Raw genomic sequence first — 20,612 nt, 5'->3', positions numbered from 1 at the left:
TGTTTTTTGCAAGGTAAACTATTTAAAAACGGCCTTTTGTGTTTAAGGTATCAGCACTCAAATCAAAGTGAGGGTTTTGATTTAAAACACAGCCGTTTGAAATCCCGGCCGCAGGTCAGATCACCATTTTTATATGCAAAATTTAGGACGCTGGCTTATAGGATGTATTTTGATTGTAGCGTCGCACGATGTTCGGGCTGACTTTATTTTTCAAAACTTAAAGTTGCAGGACGGCCTGACTGAAAAACAGGTGCGAAGTCTCTTCAAGGACAGCGACGGATTTTTGTGGATAGGTACCACGAGCGGGCTAAACCGGTTCGACGGGGCGACCATCAGGCAATTTCGCGACGTCAAAGGCAGGCCTAATCTGTATATCAATGCCATTCAGCCGCTCAGGGACCAGGGTTATCTGATCCTCGGGACCAAACAGGGTGTCAAGATATTCAACAAGCGTACCGGTTCGTTTTCCAGTGACAAGCGGTTTTCGCAGCTGAGCAACCACGAGATTGTGGCGTTTAGGGTGGATCAGAAACGTCGTTTATGGATCATTTCTACAACCGACATTTTTGTTTATGTCAATAACAGGTTGACCATTTTAAAGGAAGTGATCCCCGAGACGGTCGCCATTAAAAATCCAGTTTTCTTTTCTGAAAGTTTCGTCTGGGACAAGCGCCGGATTGGTTTTTGGGTAGGAGGCGAACAGGTATATTTTATCGATTGCGCTAGAAATCGCGTATACAGCAGCACAAACAATCCTTACCATTCCCCCATATTCAACCGGAGGTTTGTTGAAGCAATTGCCCTGGATAATGATTTCAACTTATGGTACGGATGCGGTGATGACCGGACGCTGAATTTTTGGAATTATCGCGATCATTCGGTCCAGGTCTACAAGGAACTGGATGGAAGGACCATCAACGAAGGCTGTAACAGGCTCTTTGTGGATAATAAAAACAGGTTATGGATCTCGACATGGTCGTATGCGGCCTATCTTAAGGAACCGCATAAGGCGATTCAAATGATACCTTACAGCCAGGATCAGGGTTATTCGATCGCTTATGGGAATTTCAGGGATGTATTGCAGGATTCAGAAGGGAACGTGTGGTTTGGCACGATCAATGGTGTCAGTGAAAGCCAGGTCTACTTTCCGATCGAAGCCATTTATCGTCTGCCCAGTTTCCCTTATTTTCTTCAGACGGGGTTCGCACATGCTAATTCGATTAATGTCGTACAGGATACAATCGTCGCTTGTAAGGAGGAAGGTGTTATCTTTTTCAACATGACCTCCCGGCAATATAAAAGGTACAAAGTTACCTCTGGCCCGGACCTGATCAGAAACCGTTTTGTAGTTTCGGCGAAAGCAGAAGGACGCTGGTGGTTTGCCGGTGTGGACGGGGTCTATTACTTTGATGCCAAAGGGGACAATATCGTGCGGCTGCCAATCGGGGAACCCTTGAAAAACGGTTTGGCTAATGTCCTGGTGAACGATGATCGTGGCTGTATCTGGTTTCACATGGTGGGAGATGCCCTGTACCGCTATCATATTCAAACCCAGACTACGGAACGTTTTGACGGGACAGATCCGCGCTTTGGTCTGTTTAATTACAGTAATGTTTCATCGGCTTTAAGGCTGAAAAACGGTGATGTGCTGTTCGCGATGGATGGACTGGGTTTCCTGCGGTTTGATCAAAAAAACAACTTGTTTTTGCAGTCCCCCGTGAAAGCCGCCGGAAAATTTTTGGCAAAGGATTTACTGGAAGATAAGCATCACAACATCTGGGCTTCGGTGTATGGTCGCGGACTGATCAAATTCAGTTTACAGGGTCGCCAACTGGATAGTCTAAATTCGGGTAATGGTGTTCTGCTCGATCGCTTTGCAGGTATTTCTATGAGTGATTCGAACAATATATGGGCTGCTGGCAGAGAAGGGCTTGTATTCCTGAATTTAAAAACAAAGATCGAGAACCGTTTTAAAATTGATTTTGAAAAAACGCTCGAAGACTATTGGAATGATCTGCAAATTGTCAAGGGGAAAGTATATGCGGTCATGCTGGACCATGTGGTGGTAATCGACCCGTCCCAAATCAGGGCAATAGTGGTGAGGCGGCCCCCACAAATTACATCCATCAAGATATTTCAGGAGGAGAGATCCAATTTCTGGAATGAGCAGGAACTTGTCCTGGAACCGGACGAAGATTTCGTGACATTCCAATATGCATCGCTGAACCACAGGGACATTCCCTCGCTCAGGTACAGCTATCAGCTGGAAGGCATTGATAAGGACTGGATTGATGTGGGTCGTCAGCTGTCCGTTTCGTACAGTAACATCCAGCCGGGGAGTTACCGTTTTAAAGTGAGGAGCACGGACGAAAAGGGGATATGGATGCCGAAGATGGCAACGGTTAATATTTATGTAAAGCCTTTCTGGTGGAATACATGGTGGTTTTTATTCATCCTGTCCGGTCTGATCGGCTGCATTGCTTTTGCAGCGTACAAAGATGAGAAACGCCGCCGCAGAAAAGCGAGGTTTGCGCGGATGATCAATTACTTCGCCAACTCGGTTTACGGGGATAACACAGTCAATGAAATTTGCTGGGACATCGCAAAGAATTGCATGGCCCAAATGGGTTTTGAAGACTGTGTGGTGTACCTCTACGATGAAAAAAGAGACAAATTGATTCAAAAGGGTGCTTATGGCGTCAAGAACCTGAGGGGTTTTGAAATTTTCAACCCCATTGAGCTTTCGCTGGGACAGGGCATAGTTGGTTCGGTAGGTGCTTCTAAACTGCCGTTGATCGTCCCTGACGTGACCAAACATCCTCAGTACATTGTCGATGATCAGCACCGGCTTTCTGAGATCGCAGTGCCGATCGTGCATGAAGGGAAGCTGATTGGCGTCATCGACTCCGAACACAGCCGAAAGGGCTTTTTCAACAACGAACATCTCGAGGCTCTGCAAACGATCGCCTCCATCAGCGCCAACAAGATTGCCGAGGCACAAGCACAGCAACAGGCAGACGAGCGCGAGCTTCAACTCTTGGAAATCAATAAAATGCTGGCAGAGAGCCAGCTCATGGCTTTGAGGGCGCAGATGAATCCCCATTTTGTTTTTAACTGTCTGAACGGGATACAGGAATGTATTATCACGGAAAAATTTGGCGAGGCCAGTATGTACCTCAATAAATTCTCAAGGCTTTTCCGGATGGTGCTCAACAACTCCGACAAAAGCTTTGTGAGTATTGAAGAGGAAATCACGGTATTGGAACTCTACCTCGAGCTTGAGCTGATGCGTTTTCAGCATAGTTTCGAATATTCGATCACGCTGGACGACGAGCTGGAGGGAGAAGATATTGTCTTGCCTTCGATGATTCTGCAGCCTTATGTGGAAAATGCGCTCTGGCATGGTCTGATGCATAAAAAAGGCCCTAGAACACTGTCGATCGCGTTTAGAAAACTCAGTGAGGAACTATTTGAATGCAGGATTGAGGATAACGGGATAGGCCGGCAAAAGGCCCAGGAAATCAGGAGAAACGCCGCCAAAACACATGCCCATAAATCCAAAGGGCTGAAAATCACCCAGGACCGTATTGATATCCTGAGCCTGCAGGGAGAACACGCGTCCGTAGAAATTATCGATAAATATGACGAGGAGCATGTGGCTTGTGGCACCCTGGTTATCATCGAGCTTTCGATGAACCTGGAGAAGCATTGATCAATACCTGGGTTGATCGGTGCCCGCGGATGCTTTTATGTTTGCAATTCTTCCTTTTTGTTTGTTATTCACCAACCGGGACTTCTGAATTGAAAATCGAGGACGCGAAACACTGCTCCGTGCGGACGGCTACCTGAAGGAAAGTCCTATTGTTGAGGTTCACATTCTTTTTGAGGCAGCTTGGGTAGTCGACGGAGCGTTACAACTGATCCCCGACTTTACGCGTACATTTACCGCGCTTTCATCACTATAAACCTCCAAAAGCCTTGGCCATAATTTACAAATAATCGTCCCCGGTGTAATTTTTTTGCCCCTTCTCCGACTAATGTACCAAACGTCAGTCAATCCAGCATGGAAAAGCAATTTGTACTTCTTTTGAATCAGAACCGGGCCATTCTTTATAAGATTTGCAAGATGTATTGCAGGGATGCAGAAGACAGGCGGGACCTTTTTCAGGAAATGGTTTTTCAGCTTTGGAAAGCCTTTCCAGGTTTCAGAGAAGAATCCAGCGCCAGTACCTGGATCTACCGGGTTGGCATGAACACTGCTGTTTCCAATTTCCGTAAAGAGAAGAAGCGCGGAGTTCCTACACCCTTTACCGATCTCCACGATGTGGTCCCCGACCTGTCAGATACAGATGAATCTTCGTCCGAAACCGCGCTGTTGTACCAGGCTATCGATCAGCTTACCGATGTCGAGAAGGCTATCGTATTGCTTTATCTGGACGAAAAAAGCTATGAGGAGATGGCTGCGATACTAGGTATCGGGAAGTCGAACGTAGGTGTCAAGTTGAGTCGCATTAAAATCAAATTGGAAAAACTAGTTAAATCAATCACGCTTTAAAACAGCTACTTATGAATCTTGACGACTTGAAAACGAACTGGAATGCATTGGAAGAAAAGGTACAGGCCTCGACAATGCTAAACGAACAGGTTGTGCTGACGATGATCAGGCAACAATCGCAAAGTACCCTGTCCAAAATGCAGCGGAAGCTGAGTACGGCTGCTTTTTTCTTTTCTGGGCTGCTGGTTCTGTTTGCGGCAATTTTAGCGGGAAATCCATTCGATTATGAACAATGGTTTGAGTACATACCCGCCGTCCTGTATGAATTCATAGTTTTAACGGCATTATTTTTTATTGTCTCTTTCAAGACGGAAATCGGCCGGGTTACACTCAGCAAAAGTAACCTTCGCGAAGGCTTGCGCCAGGTGATTCTCATGAAGCAAAATGATCAGAAAACAATGGAGCGTGTCTGGCAGATCAGTCTTGTAGGCGGTTTTCTGCTCGGAATGTCCTTGATGGTGAGGAACTTCGAGTCCTATGGTTTGACAAAATCCCTGGTACTCACGGGCGCAAATGCACTAACAATTATAGGCGTGTATCAAGCTGCAAAATTGCTCTTCAAACGGTTGCCTGATCCGTACCTGACCGAATTAAGAATGCATCTGGCGGAACTCGAAGAGTTGACGGGACCGCTGGCACCCTAGTTTCTCTGAAGCCAGGGTTTCAGGAGCTTGATCACCTGCGGCATCACAAGCCAGGTGAGGATCCCGACCATAGAGGCAGCGATAACCAGCGTACGCAGGGCAGCTGGAAGTTCTCGTATGAAGGGTCCGACTGTGAATTGAAGAAACAAGCTCGTCGGGAAAACCCCGCATAGGGTAGCGACCGCCATTTTCCAACGGGGAGGAGGTACCGGCGAGCGGAACCAGGCTTCGAGCCCGGTCAGTTGACGATAATTGGGTTCTTCGGTGAGCGTTGCGGCATATGCCTCCCAGTCCTTGAATAATTGGGAATGATAAAATGCATCCCGTTCAGCCTCGTCTGCAAATGTACGGAGGATCCCAATTTCGTTGCTCTCTGCGCCGGGCAGCGAGGTAATCATACCTGCGCCCTGGACACCGCCATGTAGAAACGATTCTCCCAGAAACCGGCGAAGCGCTTCTTTGAATTCCTCTTCTTTCCCGGGCAGGACTTTGCGGGTGATGGCGACGTGTATGGGCATGGGTTGGAGCTGTTTCTGAAATTCTGATTGATGGTCCCAATATATTACAAAGGAGATCTCCTTGCAAAGTATCGGGATCACAGAACTATTTTTTCAGATCATTTGTCTGGATTTTGCCATAGGGTATTTTAAAGCAGTCAATCATGTCAGAAACACAACTTACAGGCTTACAGAAAAGGGTCTCGAAATACATCAACAAGAGAATCAGCTACCAGGTCAGGCCCGGTGAGACCATCGAAGGCAATTTCATTGGTTTTGATAAAACCAATATCGACCGGGCCGTCATCCAGATGTCCAATGCCGCCGACAAGGCTACTCTTCCGCTGATGACTGTATTGAATTATTTTGAAGGAATTGAAGATGAATAAGCCGGATTGCAGCAGAAAGGGCCTTATTTTATACCTGCCCGCCGCTCTAATTCAGGTAACCATTTTTTATATTCAACCGGGTCCCAGGTGATACCCCAATGCTTTACGTAATCTGAAAGCGGATCCAGCCCTACTTGCTCTCTTCTCTTATCCACATGATCGGGATCGTCCAGTGGTAGTACGTATGCTTTTCCAGTGGAATCTTCACCAATCTGGCTGCCGTAGGTTTGGCGTCTTTTTTCACCCAATGCAACGCGGTCTTCCAGCAAAGCCAATGAACTGGCCTGTGCCTTATTGGCTTTTACGGCCTCCCGCATCACAGGTAAGTATTTTTGTTGTGTCGCTAAATCCGCATGCTGGATCACGAGAAACAACGTTAAGTTGGCCTGGGGCCCAATCTTGTCTTCTCCAACCCAACCATTTTGGTCCAAAACTTCTTTCACCTGCAGTAGGTTAATGCTGTCTTTCTCTCCCATGACCTTCCACAACGCAGTCATCTCTTTTGATTCAAATCCATATTTTTTCCCTACTTCTTCGATCTGCAGGCGATATTTTTGATCCTCGTCGTAAATCCGGAGTAATTTTTTCTGCAAAGGCTTATCATAGTTTGCTTCCAGCCCGTCCATTTTTGCCGTCAGCGTTTTCCAGTCCTTCCTCATGTGAAGGGAGGTCAGGTCGCTATCCGACTGCATATGTCTGATATTGACAAAACCTTGCTCAAAAGCCATATTGAGCCATTTCATCGCGAGATCGGAATGATGAGCCAATGCTGCCGAACAGCCTGCATTGTAGAGATCACTTCGATTATTCTGAGCTAGTTTGAAAGCTTGCTGATAAAACGCGACAGATTGCGGGTAAGCCTTATCTGTGTAATAAACATTGGCCTGACGGACAAGTGCCCTGTAATCCTGGCTGGAAGCGAATGAACTATGAAAAGTAGTAGTAGTAGGAATCTCATCGGCGGTAAATCAAAGGTCTTTGCAATATAACTAATATAATAGTTGAATGCATTCCTCTTTGAAAGAAGCTTACAAAATGAGGTCACAAATGCAACTTCATCCCTTCATGCGAAGCCACAAAACCCAGTCCCTCATAAAATCTCCTTGCGGCGGAACGTTGCTTATCAGTCGTAAGTTGCATCAGGTGCGCGCCTCTTTCTCTTGCACGATCAATGGCCCAAAGAAAAAACTGCCTTCCGATTCCTTCGTTCCGGTGGTCTTTATGAACGCGGACCGCCTCAATTTGAGCCCGGATGCCGCCCTGGTAGGTGAGGTACTGTATGAAACTGAGCTGTAAAGTACCTATGATCTTGTGTTCCGCGTTCTCCACGACGATCAATTCCTGATTGGGGTCGTTATTGATATGTTCAAAAGCCGCGTAATACTTTGCCGGCAGCGGATCTTTAAAATCTTCCCGTGCTTGTCCCAATGCATCGTCGGCCAGCATCTGGATGATGAAAGGGATATCGGACGAGGTCGCTTTTCTGAAATTCATGGGATATGTTGGATAGATAAGATTGGCTGGTGCCGCGCAAAGATAGACGTTCACTTTGTCCATATCAACCCTGTAAATTGTCTGATTTGCACCCCTATGCTATTTCATTTAGTCGGTAGCTTTGCAACAAAGCTTTAACTTAGGAGCACTAATCAAAACGGATAGCAACCTGCGTATGAAAATGAAGCATGCCGAGTTCATTGCCCTGTCGGCCTGTACGATGATGCTGACGGCTTTGGGAATCGACATCATGCTTCCCGTATTTGGCGAACTTCGGGAGCACTTCGGGCTTGATCCCAAATCTACCGTTACTGCGCAGATCATTTCATTCTTTTTCCTGGGGCAGATCGCACAGCTTATTTTCGGAGCGCTTTCAGATCGTTTCGGCCGACTGGCGATCCTGCGAGTCGGGTTTCCGCTTTATATTATCGGAGGCGTCGCGGCAGCTTATTCGCCCAGCCTTTATTGGATGCTGGCAGCGCGTTTTGTAGCCGGCGTAGGTGCATCCGCCGTTTTTACGACAACAATCGCAGGTGTCAGGGACCGTTTTGTAGGAGACGAAATGGCCAGGATTATGTCACTTGTCTTCACGATATTCTTATTTACACCCGTTATTGCACCTTTTCTGGGAATCGCCATTCTATCCGTTTCATCCTGGCAAATGGTGTTCCTCACGCCGCCCATTTTCGCGGTTTTCGTGTTTGTCTGGTCACTCAGGCTGGAAGAATCACTTTCGGTCGATCAGCGCAACCCGCTCAATTGGGTCAGCATCGGTCAGTCGATCCGGAAGGTCATCGGCAACCCGGTTTTTCTCCGGTACACGGGGGTTGCGACCGCTCTTTTTACGGTTTTGAGCTCGTATGTGGCCAGCTCTGAACATATTGTGGGAGGTATCTACGACAAACCGAAGCTCTTTCCGTGGATTTTTGCCAGTATGGGAATGCTCATGTCCTTATGCTCGCTGCTGAACTCGCATCTGTCATCCAGGTTCGGGGCTCGGCAAAGCATCCGGTGGCTGCTGATGATCTACAGTTTGATAGCAGGGCTTTTATTGCTTTTCACATACGCTGCCGGGAGCCTGCCCGATATGGTTCTGTTCTTCATTGGCATCGCTATGTTAATGTCGCTCAACCTGGCCATCGAGCCGAATAGCAGCGCTTTGGCACTGGAGCCGATGGGTGATATGGCAGGAATGGCCTCAGCGATATACGGGACCCTTTTCTTTTCTATTGGAGCGTCCCTGGGATCTGTGATCAGCGGCCTGATGGCAGATGGCGTTTTGCCGCTCGTTCTGAGCTTTTTTATCGTCGGACTGCTCGGTCTGTTCCTGGTGTTCTCAGATCAGCGTCCGCTCGTAAGAAAATCTTCCTGAAATTCGCCTTGAACTCAACTTGAACCAAACTTGGTTCGGGTTTGAATCGGCGTAAACTTCTTCCTGGTGCACTTTTGCTCAAAATCAAACAGCAAAAATGCCATGAAAAAACTAGTTCAGATCGTGTTTATTCTGCTCGCCGTTCAAAGTTTTGGACAAAAGAAAAAAGAACAGCCTTTAACCAAAAAAGTAGATTACTCCGTTGCCATCGTTCCTGAAAAATGGGAGTACAAAGAAGGAAAGGTAGCTTTTGAAGACCATCAGGGAATGAAAGCCATGAAGCTTGCGCCCGGTTCGGGGCAGGTGGTTTTGAAAGATGTTGTTTTCAAAAACGGTACGATTGAATTCGATATCAAGCCCATCGCTCCCGAATTTGCCGAATCCATTTACTTTCACCGGAAAGACCATAAAGAGCAGGAGATTGTCTATCTGAGACTTGGAGCAGTCGGGAACAAGGTATCGAGCGCGGGCATCCAGTACACGCCCTATTTCGACGCGGTGAATATGTGGGATATGTATCCCGAGTACCAGGCACCGGCCATGGCAAAAGCAGGAGAGTGGAACCATATGAAGCTTATCTTGTCGGGCAAGCGATTGCAGGTTTTTCTGAACAATGTGCCTAAACCTGTTCTGGACATTCCCGAATTGGAAGGTGCCCTTACAGAAGGGAGCATTGCGTTCGAGGGATCGTCTTACATCGCCAATGTACAACTGAAACCCAATGAAGTTGAAGGTCTGAGCCCGCTTGCATTACCCGACCTGACCGATCATGACGCCAGCTATCTCAGAAATTGGGCGGTAACGGTTCCTGCAAATTTACCGGATGGTAACGAGCTGTCCTTCCGAAACCTGCCCCAGCCATCAGCCTTTACAGACTCCATTCGGGCCGAGCGCAGAGCGCTGGTTAACCTTACCCGTAAATACGGGGAGAGCAAAAGCAGAAGGGTAGTTTGGCTAAAAGCCAAAATCACTGCAAAAGAAGCGGTTAAAACCAAGCTCCATATTGGTTTCAGTGACGAAATATGGGTGTTTGTGAATAACCAGATGGTATTGGTTGATAAAAACCTTTTTGCGCAGGCGATGCGAAAATATCCGGAAGGTCGCATTTCTATCAATAACACCGCTATGCCATTGAACCTGAAACCGGGAGAAAACGATCTGCTCATTGGGGTTTCCAATGACTTTTATGGTTGGGGAATAATGGCCAGGCTGGAATCGACGGATGGGATCACTGAGACAGACCAGGTCGCAGGTATCATTGATCTGGCAAAGGAAATCATGAATCTGGACCTCCATCCATATGAAGGCACTTACGGCAGTTCAGACGCGTCCTTCAAACTGAATTTTACCCAAAAGGAAAAGCAGCTCTTTGTGCAGGCTACGGGACAAGAACCGTCATTGCTTCAGGCACTCGGGAAGCATATTTTCGCACTTACGAGTGCTAACGCCACTTTTGAGTTTATGCCGGAAAGCAAAAAGCTGGTACTGAAACAGGGTAGCGACAGCCGGGAATTCAAAAAAGAATAGCTTGTACGGATTGCCGGCTGATAAATGAGTGAAGTTCGATGCAATAGCACCTTTTGTCCCGCACGGTTGCGGAATCTTGTTAAATCTTGTTAAAAAGGCCTATATGTCAAGCCAGGTGAACGATCCCAAAGAGCTTCCGCCCTAACTTTAAGGGACTAAACCGATCTGACCGTCATGCTGAGAAACTACCTGCTCATCGCCGCCCGAAACCTGCGCACCAGTCCTACCTACACCATCCTCAACATACTGGGCCTCGCTTTGGGTATGGCAGGAGCGACGCTGATATTTTTCTTCCTGAACCACCATCTAGCAACCGATCGGCATCAGCCTGATGCCGATCGGTTGTACCGGGTTGTGCTGGACCTGCATCTGGACGAAGGTATTGTCCGCGAATCGGGATCGGCCTTTGCGCTCTCGGCTGCATTGGGCCGCGACTATGCCGGAGTAGAGCAAAGCGGTTTTATCCGTAAGATGCCAATGGTCACATTCTCAGCCGGATCGGGGCAGGGTATCAGGCGTTTTATGGAAAAAGAAACTGTTGCGTATGCAGACCAGGGTTATATGCAGCTTTTTGCATTCAAATGGATGTATCATGACGCGACGGCCAGTATGCGGGAACCATTTACCGTCGTGGTCAGCCAGAAGCTGGCGCGCAAATATTTCGGTACGGAAGATGTGGTAGGAAAAACCCTCCGGCTGGACAATGCGCATGACTTGAAAATCACTGGCGTCACAGAAGATCAGCCCAATCCGACGGACTTCTGCTTTGACGCCTATATTTCACTACCCACATTAAAATCCATTGAGCCGACCAACTGGGTCAACGACTACGGCTGGATCAGCGGCCGTAATTTTACGTTTGTCAGACTTGCGCCTGGTATTCGCGCCTCACGGATCGAACAGGTCATCAAACAAAATGGCAAAAATTATTACGCCGATAATGCACCTTACTTCCGGCACCATTTGCAACCGCTATTGGATATTCATTTCAATGAAAACTACGACGGAAAGATCCGCAAATCGATCCTTTGGATTTTGGGCGGGGTAGGGGGCTTCCTGATCCTTGTTGCGAGCATTAATTTTATCAATATGGCGACGGCGCGCGCCGTGAGGCGTTCCAAAGAAATAGGCGTGCGCAAAGCGCTCGGCGGGACGAGGCAGCAGCTTTTCTGGCAATTTACCTGTGAAACGGCGCTGGTAACCGTGCTCGCGTCGCTGGTTTCCATCCTACTTATCATTCCGCTGCTCACGCCTCTTAACAATTGGGCGCACACGCAGGCTTTTCGGTTATCTTCTTTATTCAGCCTGGAAATCGCGTTTTTTGGATTGTTTACCATGGTTTTGGTCATATTGCTGGCCGGCTTTTACCCCGCAGTTATCCTCTCGGGATTTAACCCGGTGGCTGCATTGAAAAGTAAGCTCGGTCCCAGGCAAGTGGGTGGCATTGGCCTGCGGCGGTCGCTGGTCGTGGTACAGCTAGCCATTGCACAGACCATGATCATCGGGGCGCTTGTGATGATGCTGCAGATCCGGTTCTTCCGCAATGCCGATCTGGGTTTTGATCAAAAAGGGATCGTTAAAATGACACTGCCCAAACAAGGCCCCGCTCCTATGAACAGGCAGTCGTTCCGAAACAGTTTGTTACAATATCCGGAGGTCAAATCGGTCACTTATGAATACGACGCACCCACTTCCGACATGGGTTTTGGCGGTTCTGTACGTTTTGATAACCGCACCGAGTGGGAGAAATTCATGATTCGTGTCCGGTTTGGCGATGCTGAGTATCTCAAAACTTATCAAATGCCATTGCTGGCTGGCCGCAGCTTTTCAGATAGGGATTCGGTGCCCGAGTTTGTAGTCAACGAAGAATTGATGAAAAAGCTGGGGATCAGGGAGCCGGAAAAGATGATCGGCCGGCCCATGGAAGACGGTTCTTCGGGTTATAAGGGGCGGATCGTGGGAGTAGTGAAAAGCTTTCATTTGAAATCATTGCAGGAAGGCATCGAACCCTGTGCGATTTACGCCAGGCCTGAGCAGTACCGGGAAGTGGCTGTCAGACTTGATTTGTCCAATCTTTCGCGGACACTTGCGCGCATTCGCCAAACCTGGGATGCGCATTATCCGGGTGAAGTGTTTAATTGGGAGTTTGCGGATGAAAAGATTGCTTCCTTTTACGCCAAAGAAGAGCAGCTGACCAATCTGATCCGCCTATTTGCCTGGGTGGCGATTGTCATTTGCTGCCTGGGACTGTACGGAATGGTGTCGTTTATGGTCACTGAAAAAACCAAAGAAATCGGTGTCAGAAAGGTGCTGGGAGCCAGTGTCGACAATATTCTCCTGCTTTTTGGGAAAGAATTCCTGGTTATGATCCTGATCGCATTTGCGGTATCAAGCCCGCTGGCCTGGCTCCTGATGAACCGATGGCTCAGCCATTTCGCCTATCGGATCGACATGCATTGGTGGCTCATCGCTGCCGGTGGCCTGCTCATTTTACCGATTACGGCCGTTACAATTGGTTTCAGGGTTATGAAGGCGGCCCGGATGAATCCGGTGGAGAGTTTGGCGGCGGATTGAAAATTGGGAAACTGATTAGTTCAACGGTAATGATTGTTTGGTTAGGTCAGGACCTTGCTAGAGAAAAGTGGCGTCAAACCCGAGGATTTACCCGCCGAGGAAGATATTAAAAAATTGGAACGCCGCGTGAAATCCAGCGACAAATCCTCAGATAAAAAGAGGCTTAAGAAAAAGCCATAAAGTGACTAAAACTATCCTGAGAGCTTCCTGGACCATTTTGTTGACGTCAACAAAATGGTTTGTCTTATGTGATCCCTTGACTTCTGTTGTAACCTCAGGCTACTTTTTTGGATTTAGCCGAAGTAAGTTTATATTTTTGTTTATAAACTTACTTACTCACCCAATGAAAAAACTCTGCGCTTACGCTTCGCTCTTGCTTGTTAGCTTATTTTCTTTATCCTGTTCCCTGCAGGACCACGTTTTACCATCAGAACCCGACGTTTACGTTTCTGGATGGGAACAAACCGATACCTCTTTCACTGCCAAATATTGGAAAAATGGTCAGCCTGTGCATCTGCAGACCTCGCAAAGGCTTGTTTTGACGAACTCCATTGCAGTAGCCGGCAACGATGTATATGTGGTTGGATCAGAAAGCGATTCTACGGGTTTCGCGACCAGCAGATATTGGAAAAACGGTGTATTGGAAGATTTTTCAACGGATATATCCGCCGGAACCTTGCATGATGTTGAAGTTGCAGGTGGCGATGTTTATGTAGCTGGTGTAGCATATGAGGGTTCTGATTTCTTCCCGGCTTATTGGAAAAACGGAGTATCTGTAAGGCTTCCGGGCGGGTATGGGTTTACAAAAAGTATTGCAGTATACGGAAACGATGTCTACGTGGCTGGCATGACCTCTAACGGAACACATACGATAGCTACCTGTTGGAAAAACGGGGTCAAGATGGATCTCACCGACGGTTCCAGAGACGCTTATGCGAATGCCATTGCCGTATCCAACGGCGAAATCCTGGTGGTAGGTTATGAGAATGTAAATGGCATGATCGTATCCAGGTACTGGAAAAATGGCGTGGAACTCGGTATTACCGCTAACCACAGTCCCTCGGAAGCGACTGATATTACGGTCTCAAACAATAGCATACACATTGTTGGTCAGGAATCCAGTATAGCGTTTTACTGGAACAATTCTATCAGGAGTATCAACAATGCCAACTACGCCAGCGGTATCAAAGTGCTGAATAGTGACCGTTATATATCGGGAGGCGGAGGGAATGGCGTTAAATATTTAGCCAAATACTGGAAAAACGACACCGAGGTCATTCTTTCTGATGGTACTGCGCATGCTTTCGCTACTTCAATCTTTTTGAGCAAGCCGTAATCTTTCAGGTAAACCTCAATATTTAACAATTACTTCGGCCCCTGCTGACATACCCTTGTCACCAGGGGCCTTTTTCTTTGTATCTCATCAAATAATGACATACCATGAATTTCGCATCAGTCAGGATCATCACCGAAGACATTAATCATCTTGTTCCGTTTTATGAGCAGGTCACAGGAATCGCAATGACCAGATATACCGATGATTTTGCCGAGCTGCGCACGCCTGGGGCTACATTGGCGATTGGCAGCACGCGTACTTTGCAATTATTCGGGGGAAGTGAGATAGCCAGTCCGGCTGCCAATCGTTCCCTAATTATCGAGTTTCGTGTCGATGATGTGGACGCTCAATACGAGAAGCTGGCTGATTTGATCGGGGATCGGGTTGTTCAAAAACCAACGACCATGCCCTGGGGAAACCGCTCGCTGTTGTTCAGGGACCCGGATGGGAACCTGGTCAACTTTTTTACGCCCTTAACCACAGAAGCGCAATCGAGGATAGAGAAGTAAGCATTGGGCCCGTCGGCAAGGGCTGAACGTTACCAGAACGAAGGCCTCTTGTTGGTACCTCCTGCGAGGCGGCAATCGGTACATTCAGGTGTTGCCACGATAACGGAATCGGCCCTTGGACCGAAATAGGTAAGTAGCAGTTGCTGGGTGTTGAACGCGCATGGTTCGTCGGCACTCCCGCTACACCTGACGGGAATGCTGTCCGTATCGGTGCATCTGGGAAAGGTACCCAGCTTAGGTGCCACGGTGATTCTCTTGGTTGCTTCGGTGGAAGCGCTGAAGTAGCCAAAAACAAGGTCTTTCGTGTCACTGGCGTTCCGAATGTTTCCGGTGACCTGTCCGGGTTGCGGGTCAAAAAGGCTTCCTGTCAGCTGCGTTGTTTTGGAAAGCTCCGTCCAATATTCAAAAGCCTGACGCGACAGGCCGTACTGCCTGACAAGAAAGCTGTACCGGATGAAAAGTTTGTTGGTTGAGACAGGTACAGTATTCAGCGGAAGATCCTTGATAATATCGTTGCTGAGCCGGATCGTGCTACCTAGCAGAATGCTGCCAGATTTTTTGGTAGCCCAGCATTTGTTAATATTCTCCTGCCTGATCTTCAGACTGTCATTCACTATTTCCAATGCGGAATAATAAGTGGCGTCGTATTCCCAGGTTTCCTCGAACTTCCAGCGATAAAACTGCGTCTTGTTGCGTTCATCATGGGTATTAACATAGAAAACCATGGCATTCTGAGCAGCATCCAGCCTGTAGGTAAGGCTGTCGATGGCCGGCGTGCGGCTCACGTCGACAAAATCGGAAACGTATTCGCGACCATTCAGGGTGTGGATGCGGATCCTGTATTGGTCTGCCATATCATAAGAAGCCGGGGGCAGTACATACAGCCCGTCTTTCAATTCTGTAAACGGGTAGGTTCCCCCATTTTTCCCTTCCACCTGCACGGAGGCCCTTGTTTCTATAATCGGTGCATCCGTTTGATTTACATTTTGGGTCCTCCTCAGCTCAATGCGGCTGGTATCTGTGCCCCCGACATTGAAAAAGCCGTCGACAACCAGGAAATGATCGTTCTGGCCTACTTCGGGAGGGGAGAATGATTCAATGCAGCTTTCCAGTATGACAGGTAACGCGAGAAAGCCCGCAGTGAAGAGCGTCAGTTTTTTTATATAAAACCTTGATTTGTAAGATTTTGTAATATGTTTTATGTCTTTTATCCATTTAAGAATTGCTATCATCTTAAGATCTAGTTCGTTGAGGAAGAACTTTTCTATTTTCTGTTTGAAATCATCTCCGCAGAAATAAAGACTTTTTGTAACCAACCTTACTCTTAAAGATGAGCTTACTCTTTCCTCGTTTCTTTGAATGTATGAAGGCTGACCTTGATTTTCTTGTCAGGTATTTCGGCAATTTCCAGCAGGAACGTCAAATTACCCATGCTCCCTTCGGTGGTGGCAGTGGCATGCAGCGGACCAAGGGGCCCTTCGAATGCAGTCTTCATCACTGTTTTTCCTTCTTTGTAGGCTACCTTCCAATCGCAGGTCGTGGATTCGATTGTCCCGATCATCGGCGGCGTGTTTCCCGGGCTAATGACGATTTGGGATTTACTGATCTTGATGACCGTCTCTTCGTCGACAGTCCGCTGAAGGTTTCCAAGGCTGTCGAGATACTCTGTTTTTGAGCTGGAGAGAAGAAGGTCCTTTTCGCATTGGCCGAAGCCAATCGTACTACCGGAGAGCAAAGCTCCGAGCAGAGCAAGTTTTTTCATGCTGTATACCGATTTAGTGTAAGTTTTTCCAAATATAGATCCATTCAATTCCTGAATGGATCTATGTCCGGATCATTTTCGTTTGAGGCGCTTACCTGATGCAACAGCTATCGCGTTCCGCAACCAGTTCTTATAACATTATCCCGCATTTATCTATTTCAGCCTTGCGATAAAAGAAACCGTTTTACAGGTAAGTCCAGGGCATTCTTAAATACTGAACTGCGTTACCAGCTGGCACAGACCAGAAATACTTTTATCCCGCTCAAATCGGCGTTCGCGGATTTTACGACATTGGACAGGTATGGGCAGACGGCGCGGGGCACCAAGCGAAATACTGGCATAAGGGCTACGGAGGCGGGTTTTACGTTACGCCGTTTCGTGAGCAGTTTGCGTTCAACGTCAGCGTGGGCTCATCCAAAGAAGAATCTTTGCTGCTAATGATCTTGGTGGGGAGTTTCTTTAGATAACCCTTTACCCTCTTCTTTAACTCTCTGATAGTCAGCATGGCGTAAATACGGCCATTTTATCTTCAAGTAACCGATTGGTATATATTTTAATTTGTATTATTTCAATAATAACAAATATAATTTTGATATAAATTATAAAACCAAATATAATATGCTATTATTAGTAAATAACGCATTTATTTATTGATTTTGATTTTGTAAATTATGAGGATAACAAACCTAATAATTTATGAAGAAAATATTACTCCTGGGATTACTATTGTCCTTTGCAGCCCCGATTGCCTGGGCTCAGGATAAAGTAGTATCGGGCACGGTGATTTCCGGTGAAGACGGAAGCATTTTGCCTGGCGTAAATGTAGTGGTGAAAGGTACTTCGAATGGAACTGTGACCGGCGTGGATGGTACTTACAAAATTAAGGTCCCCGGCTCCGGGACAACACTGGTGTTCTCTTTCATCGGGCATCAAACCCTCGAAATGGTTACTGGTAACAAAGATGTGCTCGACGTTACCCTGACCGGGGACACCCGCCAGCTTACCGAAGTAGTAGTGACCGCACAGGGTATCCTGAAAACCAGGAATGAGCTCTCTTATTCCGCACAAACTGTTTCCGGGGAAATGATCAGCGGTACCCGGGATGCCAATTTTGTTAATGCGCTTTCTGGTAAAGTTGCTGGTGTACAGATCCAGAAAAACAACAGCATGGGTGGTTCGACTGGTATTGTGATCCGTGGATGGAAGTCCCTGAACGGATCCAACCAGGCCCTGTTTGTGGTTGATGGCGTTCCGATAGACAACTCGACCAACAATGCCTCTCGTACCAGCCGCGGAACCGCAGGTTACGATTTTGGCAATGCAGCTGCGGATATTAATCCCGACGACATTGAGTCGACCACCATCCTGAAGGGGCCGGCAGCGACTGCATTGTACGGATCGAGGGCGTCGAATGGCGTTGTTTACATTACGACAAAAAAAGGCCGCAAAAAAGGACTGGGCGTTACCGTCAACGCAGGGGTTACCTTCAATAGCGCCGACAAAAAGACTTTCCCCAAATACCAGAAAGAATATGGTGCGGGCTATGGTAAATATTATGGTCCGGATGGCGACGGCTATTTCGATATGGCCGATGTAGATGGCGATGGCAAGGCCGATCCCATTGTACCTACCTATGAAGATGCTTCGGTGGGTGCTGCATTCGATCCTAGCCTGATGATCTACCAGTGGAACGCGTTCGGCGATCCGACTTCCCCGACGTACGGAAAGGCAACGCCCTGGCAGGCAGCCGCCAATGATCCCTTCAAATGGTTTGAACAGGGTGTGGTCAATAACAACAGCATTACGATCGACGGCGGGGGCGACAAAGGTTTCTTCAAGCTTGGCTGGACTGGGAACACCGAAAAAGGGATACAGCCCAACAGTCACCTGGAAAAGAACTACCTGAATTTCAGTGCCTCCTACGAAATTACCAAAAAACTGACCGCGACGGCGTCTATCAACTACACCAATGTGAAGGGCCGCGGGCGTTATGCGCAGGGATATGGCGGGAACAACAACATTTCCAGCTTCCGAGAATGGTGGGAAGCCAATGTGGATATCAAGGAGCAGGAAGCTGCATATAAGCGTACCGGTGAGAACATTACCTGGAACTGGTCGAGCGGTCTGCCGAAAGAAACAGGCCTGATCTACTGGGATAATCCCTACTTCGCCGCCTACGAAAATGCGCCAAACGACAGCCGCCTGCGGTACCTCGGCTATGCCAAACTGGACTATAAGATCACCAGCTGGCTGAGTGCGATGGGACGCATTTCCCTGGATAGCTATACCCAGCTACAGGAAGAGAAAACGGCGGTCGGCAGTATTCTTTATCCGGCTGGACGTTATTTGCGCCGTGATCTCACCTTCCAGGAATACAATTATGACTTCTTGCTCACCGCCAGTAAGAACCTGACCGCTAACCTGTCTTTTAAAGCAGCAGCCGGCACGAATATCCGTAAAACCAAGCAAACAGGAGTTAGTGCCCAGACAAATGGCGGTTTGACGGTTCCTAAAATTTACGCCCTGTCCAATTCGCTGAACCCGATCGAAGCGCCGGACGAGAAAACGTATTATCTCGAAAAACAGGTAAACGGCGTTTTTGCGGATGTGGAATTTGGATTTAAAGAGTTCATTTTCCTGAACGGATCTTTCAGAAGGGATTATGCGTCTTCGCTTCCAAAGGGGAACAATGCTTACAACTATGGCCAGATTTCGACCAGTTTTGTGTTCTCGAAGTTCATCAGGGAAAACCCGGTTTTTACTTTCGGGAAACTGAGATTGAATTATGCGGAAGTGGGGGCGGATGCGCCGTTCAATGCATTGTCGGACTTATATGACAAACCGACCGCTTTCGGAGCGGTCCCGATATTCTCGGTGCCAGGGACAAAAAATAACGGCGGCTTGCGGCCCGAGCGTACCAAAAGCTATGAAGTAGGGGTCGAAACGAGCTATCTGGACGGTCGCCTTGGATTGGACGTAACTTTTTTTGATTCCAAATCCGTGGATCAGATCATTCCTGTAACTGTTTCAACCGCGACTGGTTATAATTCGAAATATGTCAACGCCGGTACGCTGGAAAACAAAGGCTGGGAAGTTTCCATTACCGGGACGCCGGTGCGTGTGGGTTCTTTTAAATGGGACGTCGGCCTGAACTGGACGCGGATTCGTAACAAAGTGGTGAAATTGTATGAAGACGTGTCCAATTTCCCGCTGCCCAATGGAGATTTCCAGGCGAGCGGTTCTACCAATGCGCCCCTGGGCAAAAGTTATGGTACGCTTTACGGAACGGATTATATTTATACCAACGGTCAGCGCACGGTGGATCCCACCACAGGACGTTACCAGCGGACTTCGACAGTTACCAATGAAATCGGAAATATTAATCCTAAGTGGACCGGTGGTCTGAATAACTCCTTTACCTACAAGAACGTAACTTTTAGCTTTTTGCTGGACACCAAAAAGGGCGGGGATGTACTTTCGATTGATATGTATTACGGCTTGGCAACGGGTCTGTACCAGGAAAGCGCGGGCCTGAATGAACTTGGGAAGCCGGTCAGAAGCCCGGTTGCAGATGGCGGCGGCGTTCTGCTGCCGGGAGTCAATCCCGATGGGGCGGTGAACAAGACACGTCTGAATATGCTGGACTATCCGCAATTGGGCACACAGACCGTCGGTCCGACCCACCGATACGTATACGATGCCAGCTATGTGAAGTTGCGCGAGGTTTTGCTGACCTATTCGCTCCCATCCGGCCTGATGAAAAAGTTGGGGCCTGTAAGGGGCATTTCGATCTCCGCAGTGGGCCGCAACCTCTGGCTGATCCACAAAAACCTGCCTTATGCCGACCCCGAGGACAACTTGGGCGCGGGTAACATTCAGGGCGTGCAAGTGGGTAGCTTGCCGATGGTGCGGTCCCTCGGGTTTAACTTAAAAGCAACATTTTAATTGATGAC

At 47.9% G+C, this 20,612-nt stretch carries 15 protein-coding genes; 10 read left to right on the top strand and 5 right to left on the bottom strand.

The window, feature by feature from the left end; translation table 11 throughout:
* The first annotated feature begins 133 nt into the window (after positions 1–133).
* From AC1XUF_RS30385 to AC1XUF_RS30375, 3 genes are all read left to right on the top strand, one after another.
* The gene (locus AC1XUF_RS30385) at positions 134–3,712 is read left to right on the top strand and encodes a histidine kinase (protein WP_483345639.1); all 3,579 of its coding nucleotides are present in this window, start codon (positions 134–136) and stop codon (positions 3,710–3,712) included.
* A 351-nt stretch (positions 3,713–4,063) separates the two neighbouring features.
* On the top strand, positions 4,064–4,555 hold the full coding sequence (locus AC1XUF_RS30380) for an RNA polymerase sigma factor (protein ID WP_483345638.1): 492 nt from the start codon (positions 4,064–4,066) through the stop codon (positions 4,553–4,555).
* A gap of 11 nt (positions 4,556–4,566) precedes the next feature.
* Positions 4,567–5,199, top strand: a complete 633-nt coding sequence (locus tag AC1XUF_RS30375; RefSeq protein WP_483345637.1) for a hypothetical protein — start codon at positions 4,567–4,569, stop codon at positions 5,197–5,199.
* On the opposite strand, the gene AC1XUF_RS30370 is transcribed toward AC1XUF_RS30375, so the two are convergent.
* Complete coding sequence (locus tag AC1XUF_RS30370; RefSeq protein WP_483345636.1) at positions 5,196–5,717, bottom strand: antibiotic biosynthesis monooxygenase; 522 nt, start codon at positions 5,715–5,717, stop codon at positions 5,196–5,198. The genes AC1XUF_RS30375 and AC1XUF_RS30370 overlap by 4 nt on opposite strands.
* A 143-nt stretch (positions 5,718–5,860) precedes the next feature.
* Here AC1XUF_RS30370 and AC1XUF_RS30365 point away from each other — a divergent pair, with 143 nt between their 5' ends.
* On the top strand, positions 5,861–6,085 hold the full coding sequence (locus tag AC1XUF_RS30365) for a hypothetical protein (protein ID WP_483345635.1): 225 nt from the start codon (positions 5,861–5,863) through the stop codon (positions 6,083–6,085).
* Between the two features lie 23 nt (positions 6,086–6,108).
* On the opposite strand, the gene AC1XUF_RS30360 is transcribed toward AC1XUF_RS30365, so the two are convergent.
* Both AC1XUF_RS30360 and AC1XUF_RS30355 read right to left on the bottom strand, forming a co-directional pair.
* Positions 6,109–7,038: a DUF6624 domain-containing protein gene (locus AC1XUF_RS30360; RefSeq protein WP_483345694.1), complete on the bottom strand. Its 930-nt coding sequence runs from the start codon at positions 7,036–7,038 to the stop codon at positions 6,109–6,111.
* Between the two features lie 88 nt (positions 7,039–7,126).
* Complete coding sequence (locus tag AC1XUF_RS30355; RefSeq protein WP_483345634.1) at positions 7,127–7,579, bottom strand: GNAT family N-acetyltransferase; 453 nt, start codon at positions 7,577–7,579, stop codon at positions 7,127–7,129.
* Between the two features lie 175 nt (positions 7,580–7,754).
* Here AC1XUF_RS30355 and AC1XUF_RS30350 point away from each other — a divergent pair, with 175 nt between their 5' ends.
* From AC1XUF_RS30350 to AC1XUF_RS30330, 5 genes are all read left to right on the top strand, one after another.
* A complete protein-coding gene (locus AC1XUF_RS30350) occupies positions 7,755–8,951 on the top strand; it encodes an MFS transporter (protein ID WP_483345633.1) in 1,197 nt (398 codons plus the stop codon).
* Positions 8,952–9,053: 102 nt separating this feature from the next.
* The gene (locus tag AC1XUF_RS30345) at positions 9,054–10,478 is read left to right on the top strand and encodes a 3-keto-alpha-glucoside-1,2-lyase-like domain-containing protein (RefSeq protein ID WP_483345632.1); all 1,425 of its coding nucleotides are present in this window, start codon (positions 9,054–9,056) and stop codon (positions 10,476–10,478) included.
* A gap of 174 nt (positions 10,479–10,652) precedes the next feature.
* Positions 10,653–13,052, top strand: a complete 2,400-nt coding sequence (locus AC1XUF_RS30340; RefSeq protein WP_483345631.1) for an ABC transporter permease — start codon at positions 10,653–10,655, stop codon at positions 13,050–13,052.
* Between the two features lie 343 nt (positions 13,053–13,395).
* The gene (locus AC1XUF_RS30335; RefSeq protein WP_483345630.1) at positions 13,396–14,388 is read left to right on the top strand and encodes a hypothetical protein; all 993 of its coding nucleotides are present in this window, start codon (positions 13,396–13,398) and stop codon (positions 14,386–14,388) included.
* 104 nt (positions 14,389–14,492) lie between these two features.
* Positions 14,493–14,897: a VOC family protein gene (locus AC1XUF_RS30330; protein WP_483345629.1), complete on the top strand. Its 405-nt coding sequence runs from the start codon at positions 14,493–14,495 to the stop codon at positions 14,895–14,897.
* Positions 14,898–14,926: 29 nt separating this feature from the next.
* Here the strand turns inward: AC1XUF_RS30330 and AC1XUF_RS30325 are convergent, their stop codons facing one another.
* Positions 14,927–16,129: a DUF4249 domain-containing protein gene (locus AC1XUF_RS30325; RefSeq protein WP_483345628.1), complete on the bottom strand. Its 1,203-nt coding sequence runs from the start codon at positions 16,127–16,129 to the stop codon at positions 14,927–14,929.
* 104 nt (positions 16,130–16,233) lie between these two features.
* Complete coding sequence (locus AC1XUF_RS30320) at positions 16,234–16,659, bottom strand: hypothetical protein (RefSeq protein WP_483345627.1); 426 nt, start codon at positions 16,657–16,659, stop codon at positions 16,234–16,236.
* 696 nt (positions 16,660–17,355) lie between these two features.
* Between AC1XUF_RS30320 and AC1XUF_RS30315 the strand changes: the two genes are divergently transcribed.
* Complete coding sequence (locus AC1XUF_RS30315; protein WP_483345626.1) at positions 17,356–20,604, top strand: SusC/RagA family TonB-linked outer membrane protein; 3,249 nt, start codon at positions 17,356–17,358, stop codon at positions 20,602–20,604.
* The last annotated feature ends 8 nt before the right edge of the window (positions 20,605–20,612 follow it).

Source organism: Dyadobacter sp. HNCC25DJ185, assembly GCF_056895195.1.
This window is presented reverse-complemented; position numbering and strand designations above follow the sequence as displayed.

What these genes read in the sequence shown, in the direction of transcription:
- AC1XUF_RS30385 (WP_483345639.1), top strand. Translation starts at nt 134, where the DNA reads ATGCAAAATTTAGGACGCTGGCTTATAGGATGTATTTTGATTGTAGCG.
- AC1XUF_RS30380 (WP_483345638.1), top strand. Translation starts at nt 4,064, where the DNA reads ATGGAAAAGCAATTTGTACTTCTTTTGAATCAGAACCGGGCCATTCTT.
- AC1XUF_RS30375 (WP_483345637.1), top strand. Translation starts at nt 4,567, where the DNA reads ATGAATCTTGACGACTTGAAAACGAACTGGAATGCATTGGAAGAAAAG.
- AC1XUF_RS30370 (WP_483345636.1), bottom strand. Translation starts at nt 5,717, where the DNA reads ATGCCCATACACGTCGCCATCACCCGCAAAGTCCTGCCCGGGAAAGAA.
- AC1XUF_RS30365 (WP_483345635.1), top strand. Translation starts at nt 5,861, where the DNA reads ATGTCAGAAACACAACTTACAGGCTTACAGAAAAGGGTCTCGAAATAC.
- AC1XUF_RS30355 (WP_483345634.1), bottom strand. Translation starts at nt 7,579, where the DNA reads ATGAATTTCAGAAAAGCGACCTCGTCCGATATCCCTTTCATCATCCAG.
- AC1XUF_RS30350 (WP_483345633.1), top strand. Translation starts at nt 7,755, where the DNA reads ATGAAAATGAAGCATGCCGAGTTCATTGCCCTGTCGGCCTGTACGATG.
- AC1XUF_RS30345 (WP_483345632.1), top strand. Translation starts at nt 9,054, where the DNA reads ATGAAAAAACTAGTTCAGATCGTGTTTATTCTGCTCGCCGTTCAAAGT.
- AC1XUF_RS30340 (WP_483345631.1), top strand. Translation starts at nt 10,653, where the DNA reads ATGCTGAGAAACTACCTGCTCATCGCCGCCCGAAACCTGCGCACCAGT.
- AC1XUF_RS30335 (WP_483345630.1), top strand. Translation starts at nt 13,396, where the DNA reads ATGAAAAAACTCTGCGCTTACGCTTCGCTCTTGCTTGTTAGCTTATTT.
- AC1XUF_RS30330 (WP_483345629.1), top strand. Translation starts at nt 14,493, where the DNA reads ATGAATTTCGCATCAGTCAGGATCATCACCGAAGACATTAATCATCTT.
- AC1XUF_RS30325 (WP_483345628.1), bottom strand. Translation starts at nt 16,129, where the DNA reads ATGATAGCAATTCTTAAATGGATAAAAGACATAAAACATATTACAAAA.
- AC1XUF_RS30320 (WP_483345627.1), bottom strand. Translation starts at nt 16,659, where the DNA reads ATGAAAAAACTTGCTCTGCTCGGAGCTTTGCTCTCCGGTAGTACGATT.
- AC1XUF_RS30315 (WP_483345626.1), top strand. Translation starts at nt 17,356, where the DNA reads ATGAAGAAAATATTACTCCTGGGATTACTATTGTCCTTTGCAGCCCCG.